This window comes from Sediminibacterium roseum, assembly GCF_009939005.1.
Lineage (GTDB): Bacteria > Bacteroidota > Bacteroidia > Chitinophagales > Chitinophagaceae > Sediminibacterium > Sediminibacterium roseum.
In genome coordinates this window covers 962976-983034 of record NZ_JAACJS010000015.1, presented here as the reverse complement: position 1 = coordinate 983034, position 20059 = coordinate 962976, and the positions used below count along the sequence as shown (strand labels likewise).

General features: G+C 43.6%; 22 protein-coding genes. 19 read left to right on the top strand and 3 right to left on the bottom strand.

The genetic code is table 11. From position 1 onward, the window contains the following. The 11 genes from GWC95_RS15500 (at position 1) to GWC95_RS15450 (ending at position 10817) form a co-directional block, all read left to right on the top strand. Positions 1 to 2709 (top strand): alpha/beta hydrolase family protein, encoded by a 2709-nt coding sequence (locus GWC95_RS15500; protein ID WP_161819623.1) that lies wholly within the window; start codon positions 1 to 3, stop codon positions 2707 to 2709. 562 nt (positions 2710 to 3271) lie between these two features. Next, the gene (locus GWC95_RS20085; RefSeq protein WP_161819622.1) at positions 3272 to 3601 is read left to right on the top strand and encodes a glycoside hydrolase family 3 protein; all 330 of its coding nucleotides are present in this window, start codon (positions 3272 to 3274) and stop codon (positions 3599 to 3601) included. Then, a complete protein-coding gene (locus GWC95_RS15490; protein ID WP_161819621.1) occupies positions 3579 to 4037 on the top strand; it encodes a glycoside hydrolase family 3 N-terminal domain-containing protein in 459 nt (152 codons plus the stop codon). Before GWC95_RS20085 ends, GWC95_RS15490 begins: the two co-directional genes overlap by 23 nt. 179 nt (positions 4038 to 4216) lie before the next feature. Beyond that, positions 4217 to 6460, top strand: coding sequence for a glycoside hydrolase family 3 N-terminal domain-containing protein (locus GWC95_RS15485; RefSeq protein WP_161819620.1), 2244 nt, complete (start codon positions 4217 to 4219; stop codon positions 6458 to 6460). A 5-nt stretch (positions 6461 to 6465) separates the two neighbouring features. Further along, complete coding sequence (locus GWC95_RS15480) at positions 6466 to 6951, top strand: hypothetical protein (RefSeq protein ID WP_161819619.1); 486 nt, start codon at positions 6466 to 6468, stop codon at positions 6949 to 6951. Then, positions 6938 to 7600, top strand: coding sequence for a LytR/AlgR family response regulator transcription factor (locus GWC95_RS15475; RefSeq protein ID WP_161819618.1), 663 nt, complete (start codon positions 6938 to 6940; stop codon positions 7598 to 7600). Before GWC95_RS15480 ends, GWC95_RS15475 begins: the two co-directional genes overlap by 14 nt. A 16-nt stretch (positions 7601 to 7616) precedes the next feature. Further along, entirely contained in the window at positions 7617 to 8567 is a 951-nt protein-coding gene (locus GWC95_RS15470) for an NAD-dependent epimerase/dehydratase family protein (protein WP_161819617.1), read from the top strand. Next, entirely contained in the window at positions 8564 to 9271 is a 708-nt protein-coding gene (locus GWC95_RS15465; RefSeq protein WP_161819616.1) for a LytTR family DNA-binding domain-containing protein, read from the top strand. The genes GWC95_RS15470 and GWC95_RS15465 overlap by 4 nt, the downstream gene beginning before the upstream one ends. A 476-nt stretch (positions 9272 to 9747) precedes the next feature. Then, positions 9748 to 10296, top strand: coding sequence for an RteC domain-containing protein (locus GWC95_RS15460; protein WP_161819615.1), 549 nt, complete (start codon positions 9748 to 9750; stop codon positions 10294 to 10296). Between the two features lie 146 nt (positions 10297 to 10442). Next, positions 10443 to 10589 carry a hypothetical protein gene (locus GWC95_RS15455; protein ID WP_161819614.1) on the top strand — a complete coding sequence of 49 codons (147 nt, stop codon included), beginning with the start codon at positions 10443 to 10445 and terminating at the stop codon, positions 10587 to 10589. 9 nt (positions 10590 to 10598) lie between these two features. Beyond that, positions 10599 to 10817 (top strand): hypothetical protein, encoded by a 219-nt coding sequence (locus GWC95_RS15450; RefSeq protein ID WP_161819613.1) that lies wholly within the window; start codon positions 10599 to 10601, stop codon positions 10815 to 10817. Positions 10818 to 10820: 3 nt separating this feature from the next. On the opposite strand, the gene GWC95_RS15445 is transcribed toward GWC95_RS15450, so the two are convergent. Continuing rightward, positions 10821 to 11186 (bottom strand): helix-turn-helix domain-containing protein, encoded by a 366-nt coding sequence (locus tag GWC95_RS15445; RefSeq protein ID WP_161819612.1) that lies wholly within the window; start codon positions 11184 to 11186, stop codon positions 10821 to 10823. Positions 11187 to 11535: 349 nt separating this feature from the next. Between GWC95_RS15445 and GWC95_RS15440 the strand changes: the two genes are divergently transcribed. The 6 genes from GWC95_RS15440 to GWC95_RS15415 all read left to right on the top strand — a co-directional run bounded on the left by GWC95_RS15440 (position 11536) and on the right by GWC95_RS15415 (position 16452). Then, positions 11536 to 11886: a hypothetical protein gene (locus GWC95_RS15440; protein WP_161819611.1), complete on the top strand. Its 351-nt coding sequence runs from the start codon at positions 11536 to 11538 to the stop codon at positions 11884 to 11886. A gap of 182 nt (positions 11887 to 12068) precedes the next feature. Continuing rightward, on the top strand, positions 12069 to 12545 hold the full coding sequence (locus GWC95_RS15435; RefSeq protein ID WP_161819610.1) for a hypothetical protein: 477 nt from the start codon (positions 12069 to 12071) through the stop codon (positions 12543 to 12545). Between the two features lie 71 nt (positions 12546 to 12616). After that, a complete protein-coding gene (locus GWC95_RS15430; RefSeq protein WP_161819609.1) occupies positions 12617 to 13261 on the top strand; it encodes a sensor histidine kinase in 645 nt (214 codons plus the stop codon). Beyond that, complete coding sequence (locus GWC95_RS15425) at positions 13254 to 13922, top strand: response regulator transcription factor (RefSeq protein WP_161819608.1); 669 nt, start codon at positions 13254 to 13256, stop codon at positions 13920 to 13922. Before GWC95_RS15430 ends, GWC95_RS15425 begins: the two co-directional genes overlap by 8 nt. 165 nt (positions 13923 to 14087) lie before the next feature. Further along, positions 14088 to 14669, top strand: coding sequence for a Crp/Fnr family transcriptional regulator (locus tag GWC95_RS15420; RefSeq protein ID WP_161819607.1), 582 nt, complete (start codon positions 14088 to 14090; stop codon positions 14667 to 14669). Between the two features lie 226 nt (positions 14670 to 14895). Further along, positions 14896 to 16452: a serine/threonine-protein kinase gene (locus GWC95_RS15415; RefSeq protein ID WP_161819606.1), complete on the top strand. Its 1557-nt coding sequence runs from the start codon at positions 14896 to 14898 to the stop codon at positions 16450 to 16452. 253 nt (positions 16453 to 16705) lie between these two features. Here GWC95_RS15415 and GWC95_RS15410 read toward each other — a convergent pair whose 3' ends face one another. After that, on the bottom strand, positions 16706 to 17134 hold the full coding sequence (locus GWC95_RS15410) for a hypothetical protein (protein ID WP_161819605.1): 429 nt from the start codon (positions 17132 to 17134) through the stop codon (positions 16706 to 16708). 324 nt (positions 17135 to 17458) lie between these two features. Here GWC95_RS15410 and GWC95_RS15405 point away from each other — a divergent pair, with 324 nt between their 5' ends. Next, a complete protein-coding gene (locus GWC95_RS15405; protein ID WP_161819604.1) occupies positions 17459 to 18331 on the top strand; it encodes a type IV toxin-antitoxin system AbiEi family antitoxin domain-containing protein in 873 nt (290 codons plus the stop codon). Here the strand turns inward: GWC95_RS15405 and GWC95_RS15400 are convergent. Further along, entirely contained in the window at positions 18318 to 19214 is an 897-nt protein-coding gene (locus GWC95_RS15400; RefSeq protein WP_161819603.1) for a nucleotidyl transferase AbiEii/AbiGii toxin family protein, read from the bottom strand. The genes GWC95_RS15405 and GWC95_RS15400 overlap by 14 nt on opposite strands. A 191-nt stretch (positions 19215 to 19405) precedes the next feature. On the opposite strand from GWC95_RS15400, the gene GWC95_RS15395 reads away from it, so the two are divergent. Beyond that, positions 19406 to 19927, top strand: coding sequence for a hypothetical protein (locus GWC95_RS15395; RefSeq protein ID WP_161819602.1), 522 nt, complete (start codon positions 19406 to 19408; stop codon positions 19925 to 19927). Positions 19928 to 20059 lie beyond the last annotated feature (132 nt).

The following is a 20059-nucleotide window of genomic DNA, read 5'->3' as shown; positions in this document are numbered from 1 at the left end:
ATGAGAACACAGCTTACTCGTATAGTTATTTTATTTGTCATCGGTTTGTTGCCGTTTGTGACTAGTGGTCAGATTAAAAAAGTAGTTGATAGTTCTGCGGTAGTTAGATGGCCCTGGGTTTCGAAAGACGTCCTTTTGTCTAATGATGGTCGTTATGTCGCGTATACTATTTCTAATGGTCAAAGACGTACTAGTACGTATCTGAAAAACTTTGATAATCGTAGAATATTGGAAATCGACAACGAGAAATTGATATCTTTCTCCAACTCCAGCAGATATCTACTTTTCGAAAGAGGAGATTCGATATTCACATTGGATTTGGTCAATGACTTTAAGCTTACCTATGTCGGTTCCGCCACTTATAGGCAGCCCATGTCGTGTAGATCTGATAAATGGCTCTGTTTTTTCGAACCAAAAAAGAGTCTAATTTTATACGATATAGATGAGGGCAGGAAGTTTGAATTTCAACAAGTGATAGCTTATAATTTGTGCAAGAATCAATCCAGCCTCCTTTTGATAGACTCATCAAAAACTCTTTCCCTTATAAACCTCCCTTCTCAAACTCGCCGTATTATATACAGGGGTGCTGACAGCGTAACTAACGTTTCAAATTTAATCGCTAATGATTCAGGTGATAAAATTGCTTTTATTACTTCAGGTACTTTGCCATTTCAAAGTGATGATAAGTCTATTTATTATTATTCGTCGAGCCGTGGATTGAAGCGATTGTATTCTGATAATAAAAATCAACAATATGTATTAGGAGACCTTTTTGGGTTTACCAATGATGGCGAATACTTAAAATTAACTCTTAAATACAAAAAAACTGCGAAAGTAAATACGCCAGAGAAAGGCAACCCAAGATTAGACCTTTGGAGTTATACAGATACTTTTCTTCAGTCTAAACGTATTAACGAAGGTGCAACATTGCAGAGAAATGTTTTCGAAGCGAGGTTGAATATTGATGAGAACAGCATGATAAATCTGGTTCCTAAAATTGGTGATGCAGTAGAGGCGTATCCCTGGAAAATTGGCGACTATTACCTGGTCAAAAATGATACACAGGGAGATAGGTTTTGGCTGAAAGATATTGATAGCCTTTTCCTTGTTTCTATGAAGACTGGCCAACGACAACCATTTCTGAAAGGGGCATTGTCTAGTTTTGTCTTTTCCCCGGACGGGAGATTCTTGTTGTACTATGATGGAAAACTACAGCATTTTTGTTCCTATGAAATTAGCAGCCGAAGGATAAGAGTACTAACTGAAAGCCTTACACCCGGAGCTTTTGCCAACGATTTTGAATTTAAGCTCACTGAAAATGGGAAAATGGTAGTAGTAGATGATAGATCGGCGGGCATTGCAGGATGGAATCCAGATGACGGAAGTTTAGTTGTTTATGATCAGTTTGATCTTTGGTCTTTAGATCCTTCCGGCCTACGGAGCCCTACGTGCTTAACTAAGAAATTTGGTCGCGGAAATATGATTAAGTTTCGACTAATAGCTGCAACATCTAAAGATAGCTTTTTGGAGCTGGAGTCTCATAAACTTTATTTGGTTGCATTAAACAACCTAAATAAAGAAAATGGTATTTTTTGTTTGGACCTGACGAGTGGCACGTCCCCACAATCATTATTCATGGGTAATTATACAATATATACTGAGCCGTTTCAAAATACTGGGCGTCATTATGATCAGGGTATGAAACCTCTTAAAGCAAAAGACAGCGATAGATGGGTGATTATGCTTCAGAGTTGCCAGAAATCACCCAACTTATTCTCCACGTCGAATTTCGTTACGTTTGACACACTCACTACGATCTATCCTGAGCAAAATTATAAATGGTTGAAGTCGGAATTGATGCGCTTCAAATTGGAAGGTGGAATTGCTTCCCAGGGAGTATTATATAAGCCTGATAATTTTGATAGCAGTAAAAAGTACCCGCTTATTTTTATAATTTATGAACAATTTTCAACTAGCTTGAATGAGTATATAAGGCCAGAATTTTCAAATGGCATGATTAATATACCATGGTTTGTAAGTCAAGGTTATCTTGTATTTACACCTGATATACATTTCCGTGTTGGGGAGATTGGAAAAAGTGCATTGCGGACTGTTGAGTCTGCGGTAGCTGTCTTAAAGTCCTATAAATTTGTAGATCAAACCCGGTTAGGGTTGGTGGGACATAGTTTTTCTGGTCAGATGGTTTATCATATTGTTTCCCATACGCAGTTATTTTCTGCTGCTATTGCAGGAGCGGGAGTAAGTGATATGGTTAGCGGTTCCTTAAGTTTATCAGGGTACGGCTTGAATAAGAAAGCTAGCCGATTACCGAATGCAGAGTCGAGGTTAAACACTAGCCTGTGGGCAGATCGCAAGAGATACATAGAAGAATCACCAATTTTATTTGCAGATAAGATACAAGCCCCTCTTTTAATATTTCATAGTCAGATAGATGGCGGAGTTCCTTGGGAACAGGGGATTGAGATGTTTGTAGCTATGAGAAGATTGGGTAAACCGAGTTGGATGCTTAACTATCGCAGTTCGGGGCACATAGTGGGGGGGCTTGAAGCCGTTGACTTCACAAAAAGAGTTGAACAATTCTTTGACCACTACTTAAAAGATAGTCCACCTCCTCGTTGGATAATTTCAGGTACCAATACATGGTCAAATTTCTCAGACGAATTTGAACTCGTGCCAACTAAAAAATAATCTTTTGGTATAGTTTTGCGGTTAGTTATTTCAGATGTTGTCTAAGCGATAATTTCGCCCAAATAAATTCAGGAACTGGTAGTACGTTTCCTGTTCTCTACTATTGTTTGCAGTATTTGCTATGCAGTCAGATTATGTCTATGCCCAATAGGCAGCTGATGAAAAAAAGATCTTTTCATTAATTATTTGAATAAACGTTGAAGAAAAGGTATGCCAGTTGCGTAGCTCATTTGCTGCCAACCCGAAGATCAAAGCTGCTTTTTTTGAGAGTAAATTCAAACTCGATTCGCTGTTTGGCAATGGAGTCGCCATGATCAAACCCGACTTCGACAACAGCCTTGAAGAATCGATAAACAACCGGAATTTGACGCAGCAATACTTAATAAAACAAACACGTCTGGGTATACCAGCGATATTCCTGGACGAAGCCCATCACGGACTTCTCGCAATGAAATCAGACATCTTTCCAACGAGTATTTCCCTAGCCTGTTCATGGGATACGCTATTAACGGAGTGTATCTATAAATAAGCGGCAATCCAAGCCGGGGCACGTGGTACAACAATGATACTTGCTCCGGTTATAGACGTCGTTCGTCACCCCCGCTGGAGCAGGACCGGAGAAACTTATGGTGAAGATCCTTATCTAAGGGGTTTGATGGGAAGCGCCGTAGTACGCGGATTTCAAAGAGGCGGTGTTATGGCTACGCTCAAACATTTCACTGCCCACGGCCAAAGCGAATGTGGTATTAACCAGGGCCCCGCAGATCAGGGTATGCGTGCCTTTCGTAATGCCCACATGGAGCCTTTCCGCCTGGTCATCCAAAGAGTAAACCCAGCTGGCATTATGCCAGCCTATGTTGAGATGAACGGTGTTCCCGCTCACGCGAAATAAATGGCTGTTAACCGATGTCTTACGCAAAGAATGGGGTTACAAAGGCGTGGTGGTTTCCGACAGTTGGGCAATTGACCAATTGTACAACAAACACCTGGTGGCAACCGACAAAATGGATGCAGCTTTACAGGCGTTGAACGCAGGCGTAACAGTCGATTTGCCGTACGGCAACAACTACGAAAGACTGATCCAACTGGTCAAAGACGGCAAGATCCCGATGAAAGATCTTGATGAAGCAGTTGCTTATGTATTGCGTTTAAAATTCAAAATGGGTTTGTTCGACAACCCACCAGCAGTAACGCTTGAAGGAGCACTTAAACACATCAACCAACCCGAAGGCAGAGAGCTATCCAGGATCGCTGCAGAACGGTCGATGGTCCTGCTCAAAAATCAAAACAACATACTGCCCTTGCAAAAGGCCAACACAAAACAATAGCCGTGATCGGGCTAATGACAGCCACCAATTACTTCCGCGACTATTCAGTTTACTTGTTCAAGATGTTTCGTTTGCTGGAAGATGTGAAATTATTAAGTCGTGAAAAATATTGGTTAAAAAATAGTGGATTGACTAATACAATTTGCTTTTAGAAGGGTCTTTATATCTAACCACAGGAAATGAGAAAACTGACATTATTATTGCTTGCCTGCATTGGCGTGTTCAATATCCACGCGCAAAACAACGAACAACGGATCGAAGAACTGTTGAAGAAGATGACCGTGGAAGAAAAGGTAGCGCAACTTCGCAGTTCTTTTGCGGCGAACCCAAAGGTCAACAGGGCTTTCTTCAATGACAAAAAGAAGATCGATTCCTTATTTGGTAACGGGATCTCCATGATCAATCCCGATTTTGACAACAGTCTCGAAGAATCCATCAACAACCGCAATAAAACGCAGGAATACCTGCGTAAAACAAGACTGGGCATTCCCGCGATATTCCTGGATGAAGCCCATCATGGTTTACTCGCCATGAAGACAGATGTATTCCCGACTTCGATCGGTCTTGCGTGTTCGTGGGATACGCTTCTGACAGAAAGGATATACAACTACGTTGCCGCACAGGCCAAATCAAGGGGGACCACAATGGTGTTGTCGCCAGTGATAGATGTTACGCGGGATCCGCGCTGGGGCAGAACAGGAGAAACTTTTGGCGAAGATCCTTATCTCTGCGGCCTTATGGGATCAGCGGTCGTTCGGGGGCTACAGGGCGGTGGTGTGATGGCAACCCTTAAACATTTTACAGGACACGGTCAATCCGAAGGTGGTGTTAACCAGGCACCGGCAGATTTTTCTGAACGGGTGTTGAGAACCTTTCACATGGAGCCTTTTCGTCTCGCGATACAACGGTCCAGCCCCGCTGCGATCATGCCTGCTTATGTAGAGATCGATGGCATCCCGGCGCACGCCAACAGCTGGCTCTTAAAAGATGTATTACGCAAAGAATGGAAATATGACGGCGTACTTGTCTCCGACTGGTGGGCGATTGATCAACTGCACAACAAACATTTCGTTGCGAAAGATAAATCAACAGCTGCACTGATGGCATTCAATGCCGGTGTGACGGTGGACCTTCCTTATGGGAATAATTACGAGAAACTCATTGCGCTCGTTAAAGAAGGCAGGATCAACATGAAAGATCTTGACGAAGCAGTTTCGTATGTGCTGCGTCTAAAGTTCAAAATGGGCTTGTTCGAAGCCAAAGAAATCAAACTCGAAGAGGCGCTCGCGAAGATCAACCAACCGGAAGGGCGTGAATTGTCAAGGGTTGCAGCTGAACGTTCGATGGTATTGCTGAAAAATCAAAACAATATACTGCCTTTACCAAAAGGGCGGTATAAAAAGATCGCGGTCATCGGACCCATGGCGGCAACAAATTATACGGGTGATTATTCAGGTGTACCTGTACATAATGTTTCACTTCTGGAAGGCGTCAAGAATAAGGTGGGTAACACGGCGGAGGTGTTGTATGCAAAAGGGGTAGACCTTTCTTTAAACGGTGACACTTACTCTTTAAATAATTATCAATACACGGGACGTGTTAAATGGCCGAGCCGCGAAAACAACCTTCGTAAAATTGATTCAGCAGTCGCAGTTGCACAGCAATCGGATATCATTATCTGCGCAGTAGGAGAGAACGAACAATTCTCACGTGAAGCCGGAAACCCGGATCGCTTCGGAGATGTATCCACTTTAGAGTTATTGAGTGATCAAAATGATCTTGTCAAAGCACTGATCGCGACAGGTAAACCAGTGATCGTCTATCTCGCTCATGGACGTCCGCTTTGTGTGAATTATATCCAGGAAAAAGCAAGCGCGATCATTGATGGCTGGTTCTCGGGACAGGAAACGGGTAATGCATTTGCTAATATTCTCTTTGGCGATGTCAATCCATCCGGAAAACTCACGATAAGTGTGCCACGTAGCGTAGGACAGCTGCCGATCTATTACAACCGCAAACCCAGTGCGCATCATTTTGAGTACGTGTCAGAAAAGAATACACCACTCTATCCATTCGGATTCGGCTTGAGCTATAACAAATACGGCTACAGCAATATTCAGCTGCGCGGTAACACTGTCAGTGTCGATGTTACCAACCAGGGCAAATTGGCGGGTGATGAGATCGTGCAACTCTATGTCCACCAAAAGGTGAGCAGTGCTACCCGCCCCGTCAAGGAACTCAAAAACTTCCAGCGCATCAGCGTGCAGCCTGGCGAAACCAAAAAGGTTTCCTTCGAGATCGATGCCAACATGCTTGCCTACTGGAATGCGAAGATGCAATACCTGGTAGAACCGGGTGTGTTCGAGATCATGATCGGGCCGAATTCAGAAGAACTTTTAAAAATCAATTACAACTATAAATAATCCTTATGAAAACCTTCACGCTTGCAGCTTTGTGCTTTGTGGTCTTTAGTGCGTTCGCACAGAAAGCAGATTTTACTGGTAACTGGGTATTTGTCGAACAGGAATCCATTTCAGGAAACCTGTATTCCAATGGGTCACCCAAACAGATCAATATCTCGCAAACCGCCACCGTGGTGAATCTTGATAAAATCACGATGGGTGCCAACAATACCGATTTTACGGTCAGTGAAAAACTTACCAAAGATGGCAGGGCTGTAGAGTTGACAACGGCATCGAAAAGGAAAAAGACCATTACCACCACCTGGAGCAATGACGGCAACAGCTTTGTCTGTTTTACTACCATCTCCAGCCCGGACGATGCGGGTAAACTGGAAAGAAAAGTGACGGATACTTACAGTCTTGAATACGGCTCACTGATCCTGCAGCGCAAAGATGAAAATTTAACAAACGGTGAAGTGTGGGAATCGAAGGCAGTGTATGAGAGGAGGTAAAGATCCCGGGATAGGCGACCTGTCGCTGGTTGAAAAAAGGAATCGAATGCCGGAAAAGGTGCAATCGTATGCGCGGAGAATTCTGTTCAATACAGATTTCCTGTTTATCCGCTGTGACAAGCAGTACAACCAGGTGGCATTTGCCGACATACTGTATTGCATGGCGAAAAACCGTTTTTGCCTGGTCGTAACCAAGCATCAAACTTTCATCGCAGGTAATTCGCTTTCTGAAATTGAGGGCCACCTACCAAGCCACCTGTTCGTGAAGATACACATGAGTTATACTGTGGCCATCTCCCGGATCAAATGGTTTACACGAACCACATTGCAGCTGCATGAACCCGGACCTGATTTTAGAAAGGGGTATGCGCACAAAGTGGATTTTAAGATCGGTCTCACTTATCAATCTTCTATGCGCGACCCATTGCTGGTTGTGGTAGGAAGGTGCGGTGGGGATCCTTACCGTTTTGCAAAGGACTTGGAACGGACGAAAATGGATGTGATCGAGGAGGAGCTTAGTGAAATGCATCAAATGGATGGAGTTGCGGTGATTGAAGAAAGACGTCCCTCTGCAAGGAAAAAGAAAGCAATTGGTATTAATACCGTGAAAAATGCACGGTTTACATCGAAAGGCTATACAGCAGACTGATAAATTACAGAGTACAATGAATGAACAAACAAAAATATTAGTGATAGGAGCAGCCGGACAAATAGGCGTGGAGCTCACGCTTGCACTGAGGAGGAAATATGGAGCAGAAAATGTGTTTGCCTCTGATGTTGTGAAAGAGCCGAAAGCCCTTAAAGAAACAGGACCATGGCAGAACCTGGATGTGTTGCGTGCAGATATACTTCACTCGAGAATCATCCGGTTAGGAATCACCGAAATATACATGCTGGCCGCCACCTTATCGGCAACAGGGGAACAGGATCCCCGGAAGGCCTGGAAGCTGAACATGGATGGGCTTATTAATGTGCTGGACATTGCGCGTGAAGAGAAGATAAAATTATTCTGGCCCAGCAGTATTGCGGTTCACGCGCCTACTTCAACGGTTTATGGGATTTCGAAAGCTGCAGGAGAGTGTTGGTGCCAGTATTATTTCGATAAGTATGGTGTTGATGTGCGCTCTTTGAGATACCCCGGTTTGATCTCCTACAAGACACAGCCGGGTGGTGGTACGACCGATTACGCAGTAGATATATTCCACAGCGCGCTTGAGAAGAAAGTTTACAAATGCTTCCTGAAAGAAGACACCCGTCTTCCAATGATGTATATGCCGGATGCAGTCCGTGCGACGATCAGGTTGATGGAAGCAGCACCGGAGAGAATTGAGAACAGGATGAGCTATGATGTTTCGGCGATGAGTTTTACACCTGCAGAACTGTACGAGAGCATCAAAGGTTTCTGTCCTGAATTCCAGATCAGCTACGAGCCCGATCACAGGCAGCGGATTGCAGACACCTGGCCCGCAACAGTAGGTGACCTGGAGGCAAGAGAGGATTGGGGATGGCGACCGGAATACAATCTCACCATGATGGTAAACGACATGCTGGTGAAATTGGAGGATATCAAAATGAAACAGAAGATAGAAGACCTGGAAAGTGTGGGTGTATTATGAAACGTTGCCTGGTCATTGACGATAACGAAACTTCTGCCGCGGCGCTAAATGCCCTTTTGGAAAAGCAGCCGGGCGTATCGCAGTCAAGTATTGCCATACAGCCCTACCAGATCAGGAACGCCTTAGCGGATGAGGACGATCCGGTGGATATGGTCTTTACCCGTTTCAAACAATGGAACATCAATGATTACCAAGTGTTCAACAGCTCTTTGAAAAATACAAGGCAGATGCCCCTGGTGGTGTTCCTTTCCATTCCATCGGACCGGAATATCGAGGATAACCAGGCTTTGTTTCCCTATGCTTTGAAGTATCCATATGATGGTGAGGTGGTAAGCAGACTGCTCACTCGTATGCAGCAAACTGAATGCAGGTTAACACCAGATTTTTTGTTGCTGCAGTACCGGCGGCAATGGTGCCGCATCCCTTTATCGTCTATTGAAATGATTGAGAGCAGGGGATACATCGTCAGGATCCATACTGCAAACCAGGTGTACGAGAAAGCGATGTATATGAAAATGATCATGCAGTTGTTGCCCGGGGATCAATTTATGAGGGTTGCGGACCAACTGATTCTGCCGGTGGGGAAGATGCACGAGATCAAAGGGAGCTCGTACTATCATAAGGGCAGAAAAATACACCTGACGTTCCGTTACGCCGCGCAGGCACGCCAGGAAATGGAACTGGCAGATTTCAATGGATGGTAACAGCGGTGGTTTAAAGATAATTTTCTCATGTGTGTTGCACAATATGGTTTTGGATGAACTAAAAGCATCGCATAAAGCGGGGAGCTTTTCCAGGCTCCCCAGTTTTTTAAAAGTTTTTTCTCATGTGCTGAATAAAGAGTTGTACGCCACCACCAGGTCGTACACATGACTAACACTGACGGCGGCTGTTTCTACGGCTGCCTTTTACACAGTTGAGCGTATTAAAAATAGGTCCAGAGAAGCTTTAAAAGGAGAACCAACGATTCAATCGATGGTTTTAAAGCACAAACAAACGTCCGGCACACCCGTTTCAACGGGTAGCCTTTTTTACAACAAACATGGAAGACATTTTTAATGAATAGTATCTAAGATTTTAGTTTTTGATTACAGTTGTTTTTAAAATCGGGGGAACGGCACCAAATGCCGTGACTTACAGGGCTGGACAATTTGTTCAGCCCTTTTTAAAATGAATAGCTATGCCAGACGTAAAAATACCCGGAACATTATTGGAATTGCATCGCGAGTTCATGGCAGATTTGCTGTTTTGCTGTAACGAAGTGAGTGATACGCTTAAGCAAATAGAGTCCTCCATTCAACTTTGCGATGTGTACCGTTCCAGGTTGTATGGCTATTACCGCGAGAACAAATTTGAAAACCAGGTTGAAGAAGTTCACTTCTTCAAAGTCGTTAAACCCATGTTTCTTTCGGAGCTGGAATACTTTGCGCGATTGCAACAGTTTCAATTGTTTGGATTTGAAACCCTGGCGTTTTGCAAAAGGGAACACTTGCGTATGAAGCGGATACTGGAAGCAAACAAAGGGTTTGCCGAATACTACAAAAGGGGAGTGACTTATTTTGATGAAGCGTGGTTTACGCGCGGGACACCTGCGCAGACTACTTTATCCATCCTGCCATTGGAGGCTGCGGGAAAATTCACGAGTGTCCAGGATGGATCGGTGAGCGGATTACTTGCCATCAACCGTTACCTGCTATGTCTTGAAGAGAAAATTAAATTCTTATCATAACCAAATGGTGCACTAAACATTCTTTCCGCATGTTCCTTGTCAGTTACCGGTTCAACAATCAAACGCACTTAGCATACCTCGAAAAGGACAGGTTGTACAACTGCCATGATCTGCACAACGGACTGCCTGAAGATCCAAACGTATTTATGGAAAAAATCGATCTTTTTAAACCGCTTGCAAGGATCATGCACTACTCGTTGGTGCATCATTTGAATGGGCGGAAGATTGCCGGCCTCGATGTTGGGCAGGCAACCGATATTGTCTGCATATATGAAGAACCAGAACCTAAATAAAATACACTTATGATCGCAAATATGAATTACTTACCGGGAGAAACGGTACTTGTTGTAAATGACAAGGGAGAGCTGGCGGGAGAAGCCAGGGTTAATATGTTCATCGTAGAGGAGCAACGCTACTCAGTTAATTTTCTCTACAAGCAAACGAATGAGTTTGAGAAAATCAAATTGCCACCGTATCATTTGCGGAAAAGGAAGCAGCCGTTGTTCAATGGTGAGAATTGATAATTACTTCTTTGTTTTCTTTTTAGCGGGTGCAGACTTTTTTGTAGTGGATTGTTCTTTGAATTTTTGAATGTCAGAATCGGTGATTTTGTCGATTACTTTCGAGAGGTCGGCAAGTGACTTATTGAGGGACTGCAGGATCAGCATCACAGTTCCAATTTTAGGATGGGTTTTACCATTGAATATTTGCGACAGACCAGATTTTGTAATACCAGTATCAACTGATATTTTACCTAATGAGTTATTGTGTTCTATCTTTTTGTCTGTTATTCTAGCGTACGCAGTTCCCTTGCCTTTCGCGTCGTGCAACAACTTCGAAAGGGCGATGGCGACCTTCAGTCCAATCAGCTTACTTTCAGTTCCAACCATGTGGTAAAGAACAAGAATCTCTGAGGTTAAGTGTTATATTCTGCTTAACTAAGGTGCAATTGATTTATCTTCGCCGATATATCAAATTATGAATGCGCAAACTGTCACAATCCACGAAAAAAAAGGGAAAATTACCCTGATTGAATTACACAGCCTTACCAACTGTCTTCCTGTGAAAGATGAAACCTATGCACGTATCTTACATGGTCTCATGCTGACCGGTTATATCAAAGTCCGTTCACAGAAGAAATAAGAAGATTGCGTAGAACCCGCCACTAAAAAGGTAAAACCCGCCAATACAACCGCCAGTTCAGACCTAGTATTGCACCTCAAATAAAATACTATGTCTATGACCCCCATTCAACATTCCATTTCGCTGGAAGAAGCGATCGAGTTGACGTCCCGTTTCCAGGCCAACCGCCCTGCGGATATGCCGATTTGCGAAACCTTCGAAAAAGACTCTGTAAGAAAAATGCTCCAGGCGCACGGAGCTGACAAGCTGCGCATTTATTATGGCGAAAAAGAAGACGGCAGCGTATGCGCCGTTCTTGTGGCCGCTGACGCTGAAGGCAATGATATGTTGCCGGGCGTAAACAGAAACAACAAAAATGAAGAAGATGATCCGGATGAATACATCCTGGAGAATTCATACAAGTGTCCTCCGGCCTGTCCGCCGGAATCACCTTTGAACAACAATTGATGACAGTCTATTATTTATCTCATCTTTCCGCCTTTTCCGTGTTGTTTCCGATAACTGTTGCTATCTGGAAGCGGCACGCGATCTGGCGGAAATTTTCGTTATTGGTGGTCTTTCTCGTTGTCGGTGGCTTGAGCGACCTGGTGAGCTATTGTTCGATCAGTCACGTAGGGACAAACACATTGGTGAGTAATATTTATCAGCTCATCGAGTTTGTATTACTTGTATTGGTGTTTAAAAAATGGCCCTCTACACGAAAAAATTATTTTCACCAGATCATTCTTGTTATGGGGATCATTGTCTGGATCATTGATTATTACATCGCCCATTCACTTGCAGAGTACAGTTCGATGTTCAGGGTACTTTCTTCCATCTTACTGGTTTTTGTATGCGTTGACCAGATCAACTTCACGTTGCTGAACCGTGAGAGTTCCATCATTTTTTCACGTATGCTGATCAAGACAGGATTTGTTGTTTATTTTTTTTACAAAGCGTTTATCGAATCCTTTGATCTGTTCGACATCAAAAGCAAGTATCCCTATTCGGCCAAATTCTGGTACATCCAATGTTCCTTAAGTATTCTACTTAATCTACTGATCGCTATCGCTTTTATATGTTACAGGACCAAACCCACCCGTTCTATTCTTACCTCACCGCATTAATCACATTAACCCTGATGTTGTTTGCGTTTGCCTTTTCGGTGTTTTATCACTTGCGAAGAAAGAGGAAACTGATGAACACAAAAACTTTCCAGGATGAATGCAATGCCGAAGCCAACAACAGGAAAATCGCTGCTGATCTTCACGATGATCTCGGATCTGTATTAACCAGTTTAAAGCTATCCCTGCGTGAGTTGTTGCTGAAGCAACCCGGTAACGGCCTGATTGAAAACTCCACCCATCTTTTAGAGCAATCCATCCTTACCGTCAAGACCGTATCCTTTAATCTCGTGCCAAGGGAAATCGAGACCGGCGGCCTGCATGCAGCGGTTGAGGCGCTCGTGGAAAGAATGAATGCAACAGCCCTGATGGATGTGTATTACAAAGCTGTATTTGATGGAACCAGGTTTGATAAGCAAAAAGCAATGTTTGTTTACCGGGTGATCCAGGAAATGGTTACCAATGCCGTCAAACATGCTGGTGGAAGTATGATTGAAATCGGCATCGCACAGCAAATCAACCGTTTGCTTGTTGAAGTCAGGGATGACGGTCAGGGTTTTGATTTTGAATCCGCTGTAAAGAAAAAGAACAGTTCAGGGCTCAAGAACATACGCTCCAGGCTTGACGTGCTACACGCTGTACTGATGGTTGAATCAAACGCAACCACGGGCACACATTATTTCATCAACATCCCGATCAAAGAGCTGACCAATGAATGATAAGATCAAAATCATCCTTGCCGATGATCACCAGGTATTTATAGATGGTATGCTGCTTGCATTTTCCAATCACCCTGACTATGAGATTGTCGCTACTTTCAAAAACGGAGAACAACTTGTTCGCGGTGCCAGGCTATACAAGCCTGACATAGTACTCACCGACATCAGTATGCCCGTTATGAACGGTATCGACGCGATCGAACAGATCAGGCGAAATGATCCGGACATGCTCTGTATTGTGCTTACGAACTTCGACAGTGATCACCTGATCTTAAACTCCCTTGAAGCCGGTGCTTTCAGCTATGTGAACAAGATCATGGACAAGGAAGTCATCTTTCTTGCCATCGAAAAGTCACTCCGCGGTGAACCGCATTATTGCGATTCCACTTCGCAACGTGTCTTGCGCATGATCCACCAGAGTTCGTTTGTGCCGGGCATGCAGCGCACGGAACTGTTTAATACGAATGAGAAAAAGATCATCGCGCTCTTCTGCAAAGACAAGCTCGTCAAAGAAATTGCTGACGAACTCTGTTTGGGTAACCGGACTGTGGAGCGATACAAAGCGAACATCATGGAAAAGATGGGTGTGAAGACTGCTGCAGGTATCGTGATGTATGCTGTTAAGAATAAGCTGGTGATACCGGATGATAGCGGGATATAAAAGAATGCGTAAAAGCCGCCAGTCGTTGCGGGGTTTCCGCCACTTAATCCCTTACCTGTATGGCTACATTTACTTCGTCTTACCCCCCGAGGCACGGTTGGTTTTGGTTAAGGACGGGGCCCTCAGCCCGTCCTTTTTTCGTGCCCGCATGAAAGCTGATATCCAATGGATGAACTATTTCAATATCTTGATTCGCTCCACCCGCTTTCGGATGAACTGAAGGCGGCGCTTGTTGGGAGAGTTCATAGAGAGTCGTTCCGGAAGAACAGGCCGCTGTTGAGTGTGGGTGATGCGGGCGACTGGATTGCGTTTGTTGAGAAAGGTTTTGCCAAACTGTGTTATGATATTCCGGGTGGGTATGAACGAATTATCTGCTTTCTGCGTGCAGGAGAAATGATCGGGCGTGGTAGTTATCCTGCTGTACCGTCACGACTTGCGATCGTGGCGCTGGATGAAACTGTGATTTGGAAAATTTCGCGCAGGGATGCTGAGTGGATTGCTGAAAAGCATTCGTCATTCCATGTGCATCTGCGGCGGATCACTGAGATTCAATCGGCGCAGCTGGAAATGCATTACCTGTTGCAGGCTCTGCCCGCCCGGGAGCGATTGGCCAAGTTGCCGAAGCTGTGTGAATGGATGCTGAAGGACAAAAGAATTAAGCAGTATATGATTGCGGATTACCTGGGGGTGGATAGAGCGACGGTGAGCAGGTGGAATGGGGGGAAGTTCAGATCAGGAATAGATTAAGCAGGATAGTTTCACAGAAACCTATCCGCGGATGACACCGGAAGGAATTGATTGATCGCTGCCAGTCTTTTTGGAAATTTTGAAAGTTATTGGTCAGCGTTCTATTTTGTTGAAAACCAACCATCCGTAAGAAGGATTCGGAAAATACTAAGGGAATTCGGAAATTTTATTCGCGTGAAAGTCAGACGATTTGTAAGTAATTTGGCTATCAAGTAAGCTTACCTCTATGGCATATCCACATTCATTACCGGGCCCTGATTCAGAAGAACAGTACGCGCAACTGCAGGGACTTACCCGGGGTGGTATGGGAGCCATTCTCTACACCGCAACGGATGTGATCAACAACATGGAAGTTGTCGTCAAAGTCCTTCCGGTAACCAGTGAGGATGAAGAAAAATTATTAGAACAGGAATTTCAGATCGCCATTTCATTAGATCATCCCAACATTATACAGACTTTTTTCTATGGAAAGTTTGAGGATCTGAGCGGTCTACATTTCTATAGTATAATGGAATACTGCCGTTCTGGAAATTTGTCTAAAGTTATTGCAGAAGGGGAGCGACCCGTAGAATCTGTTGTTGATGATTTCAGGCAGTTGCTCGAAGGACTGCGCTACGCTCACGAGCACATTATTCACAGAGATCTTAAGCCTCATAATATTCTCGTCGGCGATAATGGAAAACTTAAGATCTGTGATTTTGGAATAGCAAGGTTAGTTGCAGAAAAAACAAGAACCAAAACCTTCAAGGGCTGGGGAACCTATCCCTATATGTCTCCAGAATGCTGGAAGAATGATCCGAATACCCGGCAAATGGACATTTACAGTCTCGGGATTATTTTTTATGAAATGCTTACGGGCCACTGCCCATTTAACGGGCCAACAGAAGCAGATTTTCAGCGTCAGCATCTGTTTGAACAAATGCCTTCCGTGCGGTCTGTCAGAAATGAAGTGCCCATATATGTTGCGGAGATTATTAGGAAAATGAGTGACAAAAGCATCAACTCCAGGTTTGCAAGTGTTGCGGAAATTGAAGAGATGTTTGAAAAGCAGGCAGCTTCACAAAAGGAAAAGGTAATAGACGTCAGTGGGATCTTACAGGCAGTGCATAATCTCAACCAACGTGAGGCAGATGCCAAAGCAACTAAAGAACGTATTGCTGAACAAGAAAGAGTTAAGGATATGCTACTCGCTGCTTCGATTGATAGTTTGTTTATGGAGTTTAAGACCGTTGTTGAGATATTGAATGATCAATTAGTAGGTCAGGAATTTTATATCGGAACTCCGCAGGGGCCGGGCATGTCGGCACATAACAAGGAGTTGAGAATCAGTTTCGGCCAAATGAATCTGTTGTTGAACTTTACCTGGTTTGATCGAGACACGTTCATCGAAAATCATAAAAAAGCTATTCTGTATGCACAGCAAAGGGAGTATGGTTATGTGCTCAGCCCCCCATTACCCTCGCACATCGAACTGGACAGAGTAAGCGCGTATGGTAGGGTTTCGATACTCCATACGCACTATGAGAAACAGCCTGGCTTCAACGTTGTATTGATTCATTCCAGTGCCGATGATCTTTATGGAGTCTGGAACTTATGCAGAATTGAGGACAATAACTTTTATAATACCGGCGCGCCGTTTGGATATGGAGTTCCATTGAACGAATTCACCGCAGTATTTGAGGCGGGCCGGAGCGGCATATTAAATCTTAAAAACATGGAGTTCAGAAAGCTGGAACAAAACGATGTTATCGAGCTGCTCCAAATGATGCCAGAGCTTCTCTGATTGACAATGTTTATTATTTAATCGTGTTTGCAGGTATTATGAGAGCCAACGCGTACTTAATAAAAATGATTTCTAACCCTATGTTATTCAACACGATAAACTTAAAAATGAATAATAAAGTTCTCTGGTTTATTATTCATTTCCCGTTTATCAAGAGGGATCAGAGGGTGGAGGAATAGGGTAAAGCCTGTATTTGTCAAGTATTTTGCGCCGTTTACTTGGCACAATTGATATTTCAATCAGCTACAATCCGCTATTTTTTCTTCGCACTTCCATGGCCCTGGTGATCGGTGAGCTTTTCTGACACCTCTTTGGAGAAATTGATTTCCTTGTTTTCAATCTTCTCATAATACAGATTGTTTTCCCTATCGATGATCCTTGTCCTTTCCTGCCAGGTGCCCGAATTACGGTGGTATTCATCGCCCGATTGTGTAGTGCTCAGTACCTTTTTTTTGCTGGGTAGCTTGGGGTCGATTTTTTTAATCATAACATCTTCCTTCACGAGCAGACTGTCGTCTATGGAAATTTCAATTGATTTTACGGTGTGACCACATACGGCACAGGGCGTTTTGCTGTCCTCTTCTGTAAAAGCACGATTTTCTGGATGGTCTGTTTTGTGTTGGCAGTTGGTGCAGGTGATTATCATGGCAGCAAAAGTAGCTTGTTGGTGCGTCCGCAGCATTTCTTAACAAACGTAAACCTGATAATTTTTGACTTTTTCCGACTCCAAATTTGGAAATGTAAAATGTATTATTTACCTTTACTGAAAGGATATATCCTTTCAGTATTGAATCAGAATAGAAAAAAATATTGCTCCGGGGCGTTTATTTCAAATGAAACATTTAACTTCGTACAAGTATATATACTTGTACGGTGGCCGAATTAATCCTATAATTCATTTATTTATTGGGGTTGACAATGTTAAAGTAGGGGGTACCCCTGGTTGATGTCAAAAAAAATGACTAACTTAGATATACTGTATATATACAGTATATCTTCAGCTCTTATGGCTAATAAATCAAGATTTGTCATTGCAGAAAATAATATCAAAGCTTATTTCAACAATGGGCCTAAAAAAGTATTTACCAAAGCAGATCTTGAAGAAGCATTCAATACCTACCGTGGCACCTGGAACCTGCCCGCAACCATGTACCTGCCACGCTTTATTGACCAACTGAAGAAAAGGGGTGTTTTGGCGCATGAAGAAATAAAATTCGAAGAACAGGGTACTAAAAAAGACCGGTATTTTTCACCAGATGCGACACCCTTACAAGTCGCACTTTCACTCGCACCCAAATCCTATTTATCGCATTATACCGCTGTTTCTATGAATGGCCTGACCAACCAGGTGCCCAAAACCATTTACGTGAGTTTTGAACAAAGCAGGAAAAGAGGTAAGGATCTGGAAATGGAGCAGGAGAACATCGATTATGCTTTCTCGCAGCCACAAAGAAAATCTAATAACAAGACTGTCTACAAGGATCTCAATATCGTTCTCCATAATGGTATGTACACAAACAGGGTAGGTGTCGTTGCGATGGACGATCTGCCGGTAACATCCCTGGAGCGTACACTCATTGATATTGCAGTGCGTCCCAATTATGCAGGTGGTGTTGATTCCGTGCTGGAAGCTTACAAAAATGCTATCGAATCGGGATCGCTGTCCATGCGCAAACTACTGGTCTACCTTGACCAGATGGATTTTCTGTACCCGTATCACCAGTCGATCGGGTTTTATCTCCAACGCGCAGGCGGCGAGCATCCCCGTTTAGAGGCCTTGCGGAAAAAAGAAATGAAATACAAATTTTACCTCACCTATGAAATGGGAGAAACCGATTATTCGAAAGAGTGGAAGCTGTACTATCCTAAGGGAATGTAAGCGGCTCGAACGTATCAGTAACAAAGTTTACGTAAAAATCAAACCCCTGTAATTTCTCAGAAGCTTCCACCGTGTTTTCTACCTGGTTCCAGTTATCCCTATGGAAACCTGCATTTTCCCTCAACTGTTTGATGTAACTCAACGGTACTTTTTTCGCTGCAAAGATTCGTATCAATGTTTCTTTATTGACAGGATCAGCCGGATCAAAGGGATGCGTCTGCATCAGTAGCCAGATGTCGTAAAAGTCTTTGGCACGTTGCCTTCCGTGAAATACAGGAATAACAGAAGCGTAGTCCGGCAACTGCTGGCAGAGGGCTCTTACTTTTTCAAGTACGATCATTACCGGCGTATAAATATACATGGGAAATCCATCGATCGTTATTGCCTGTTTGCCTCCAACATATTCAAATTTGCTGAACTCCAGTTCAAAAACTGTCGAATGATTTTTGCGCAAAACCACTGCGTTGCGACGGATGGTTTCCAGGTTTCCCTGGTGCAGTTCAAACAGTTTTCTTTCTATTACTTTGAATGTCGCTTTGTAGCCACCCCAGAATTCCTGCATCTCCGCATTCCTGGATGCGGTTTTCGGTTGGGGTTCAAATACAAAATCTAAAAGAACAAGGTCCTTTCCTGAAAAAGTATTTTCCAATGCTGTTTTCATTCGTCTTTCTACCGTGGGCCAGTCATCAAAATCACCCCCTTCGATGGAAAAATCCAGGTCAAACGAAGCGCGCGAAAGGTGCCCCAAATGAGCGTCATTGTGAAGATCAATCGCATTACCTCCTTTTAATACCAATAACTCCATCAGATCTTCCTCTGTAGCCAGCGCAACAAGGATCAGTTCCTTGATCGTTTCTATTAATACCGGGTTGTGTACTGCCATACCACAAAGATACCTCAATGGAGGGAATGGCAACTGTAGGGATATGGACTGAAGTGTGATAAACGTTCTTGTCTTTTTATTGACCGATATCAATTTATATTTTCCATTCTGTTGACTACCATCAACTTTCTCCCTTAAGAGCGCTGGTAGTTTTGGTGTGTCAAAATGTTTGACACAATACCCAAACTACTATGGCAATTTGTGACAGAATACCGCGCTGCGGTAAGGGGCCTTGGCTTGCCCTGATCGCAGTCCTGTTTTTTACCGGTGTACATGCGCAGGCGAATTTTGGCGCTGTTGAATTGCGTGGTGGCAGGACTGTGTTTCCCGGTGATTATGTTTCACTACGATACCAGCATCCAACCAATTACGCGTTCCAGTTTTCCGGGAAATTGTTTCTCGAAAAATCAAAAAGAAATCACCTGGACTATTCGGCATTTGGCATTGATGTGCTGGCTGAATATCCTTTTGATCCGTTCCGTGTTGGTTTAGGACCGACTGTACAACTCGAATCAGAACCCTGGGTGTACCGCAATTTCTCTTTCGCGCAACGGCTCAATTACGGTGTCTGTGGGGAAGCCGCGGCCGAGCTGGTTTTAACCGAGGCATTCTCCCTCACTGCATTCGCCAATCAAAAATATTTTTTCAATGCTTTGCTTGGTCGCACCTCTTTTGTCTTTGGTGTCGGTCTTAAATACAGTTTCAGCAATTAATCAATCAAGTATATGTGGAAGTATGTATGGTGTGTTTTGTTCTTACTTTTTTGTTACCTGTGTCGAGTAAATGCACAGTTCACTTATACCAATCACGCTACGACCGTTGACACGCGGCAGTTTTGTAATGTC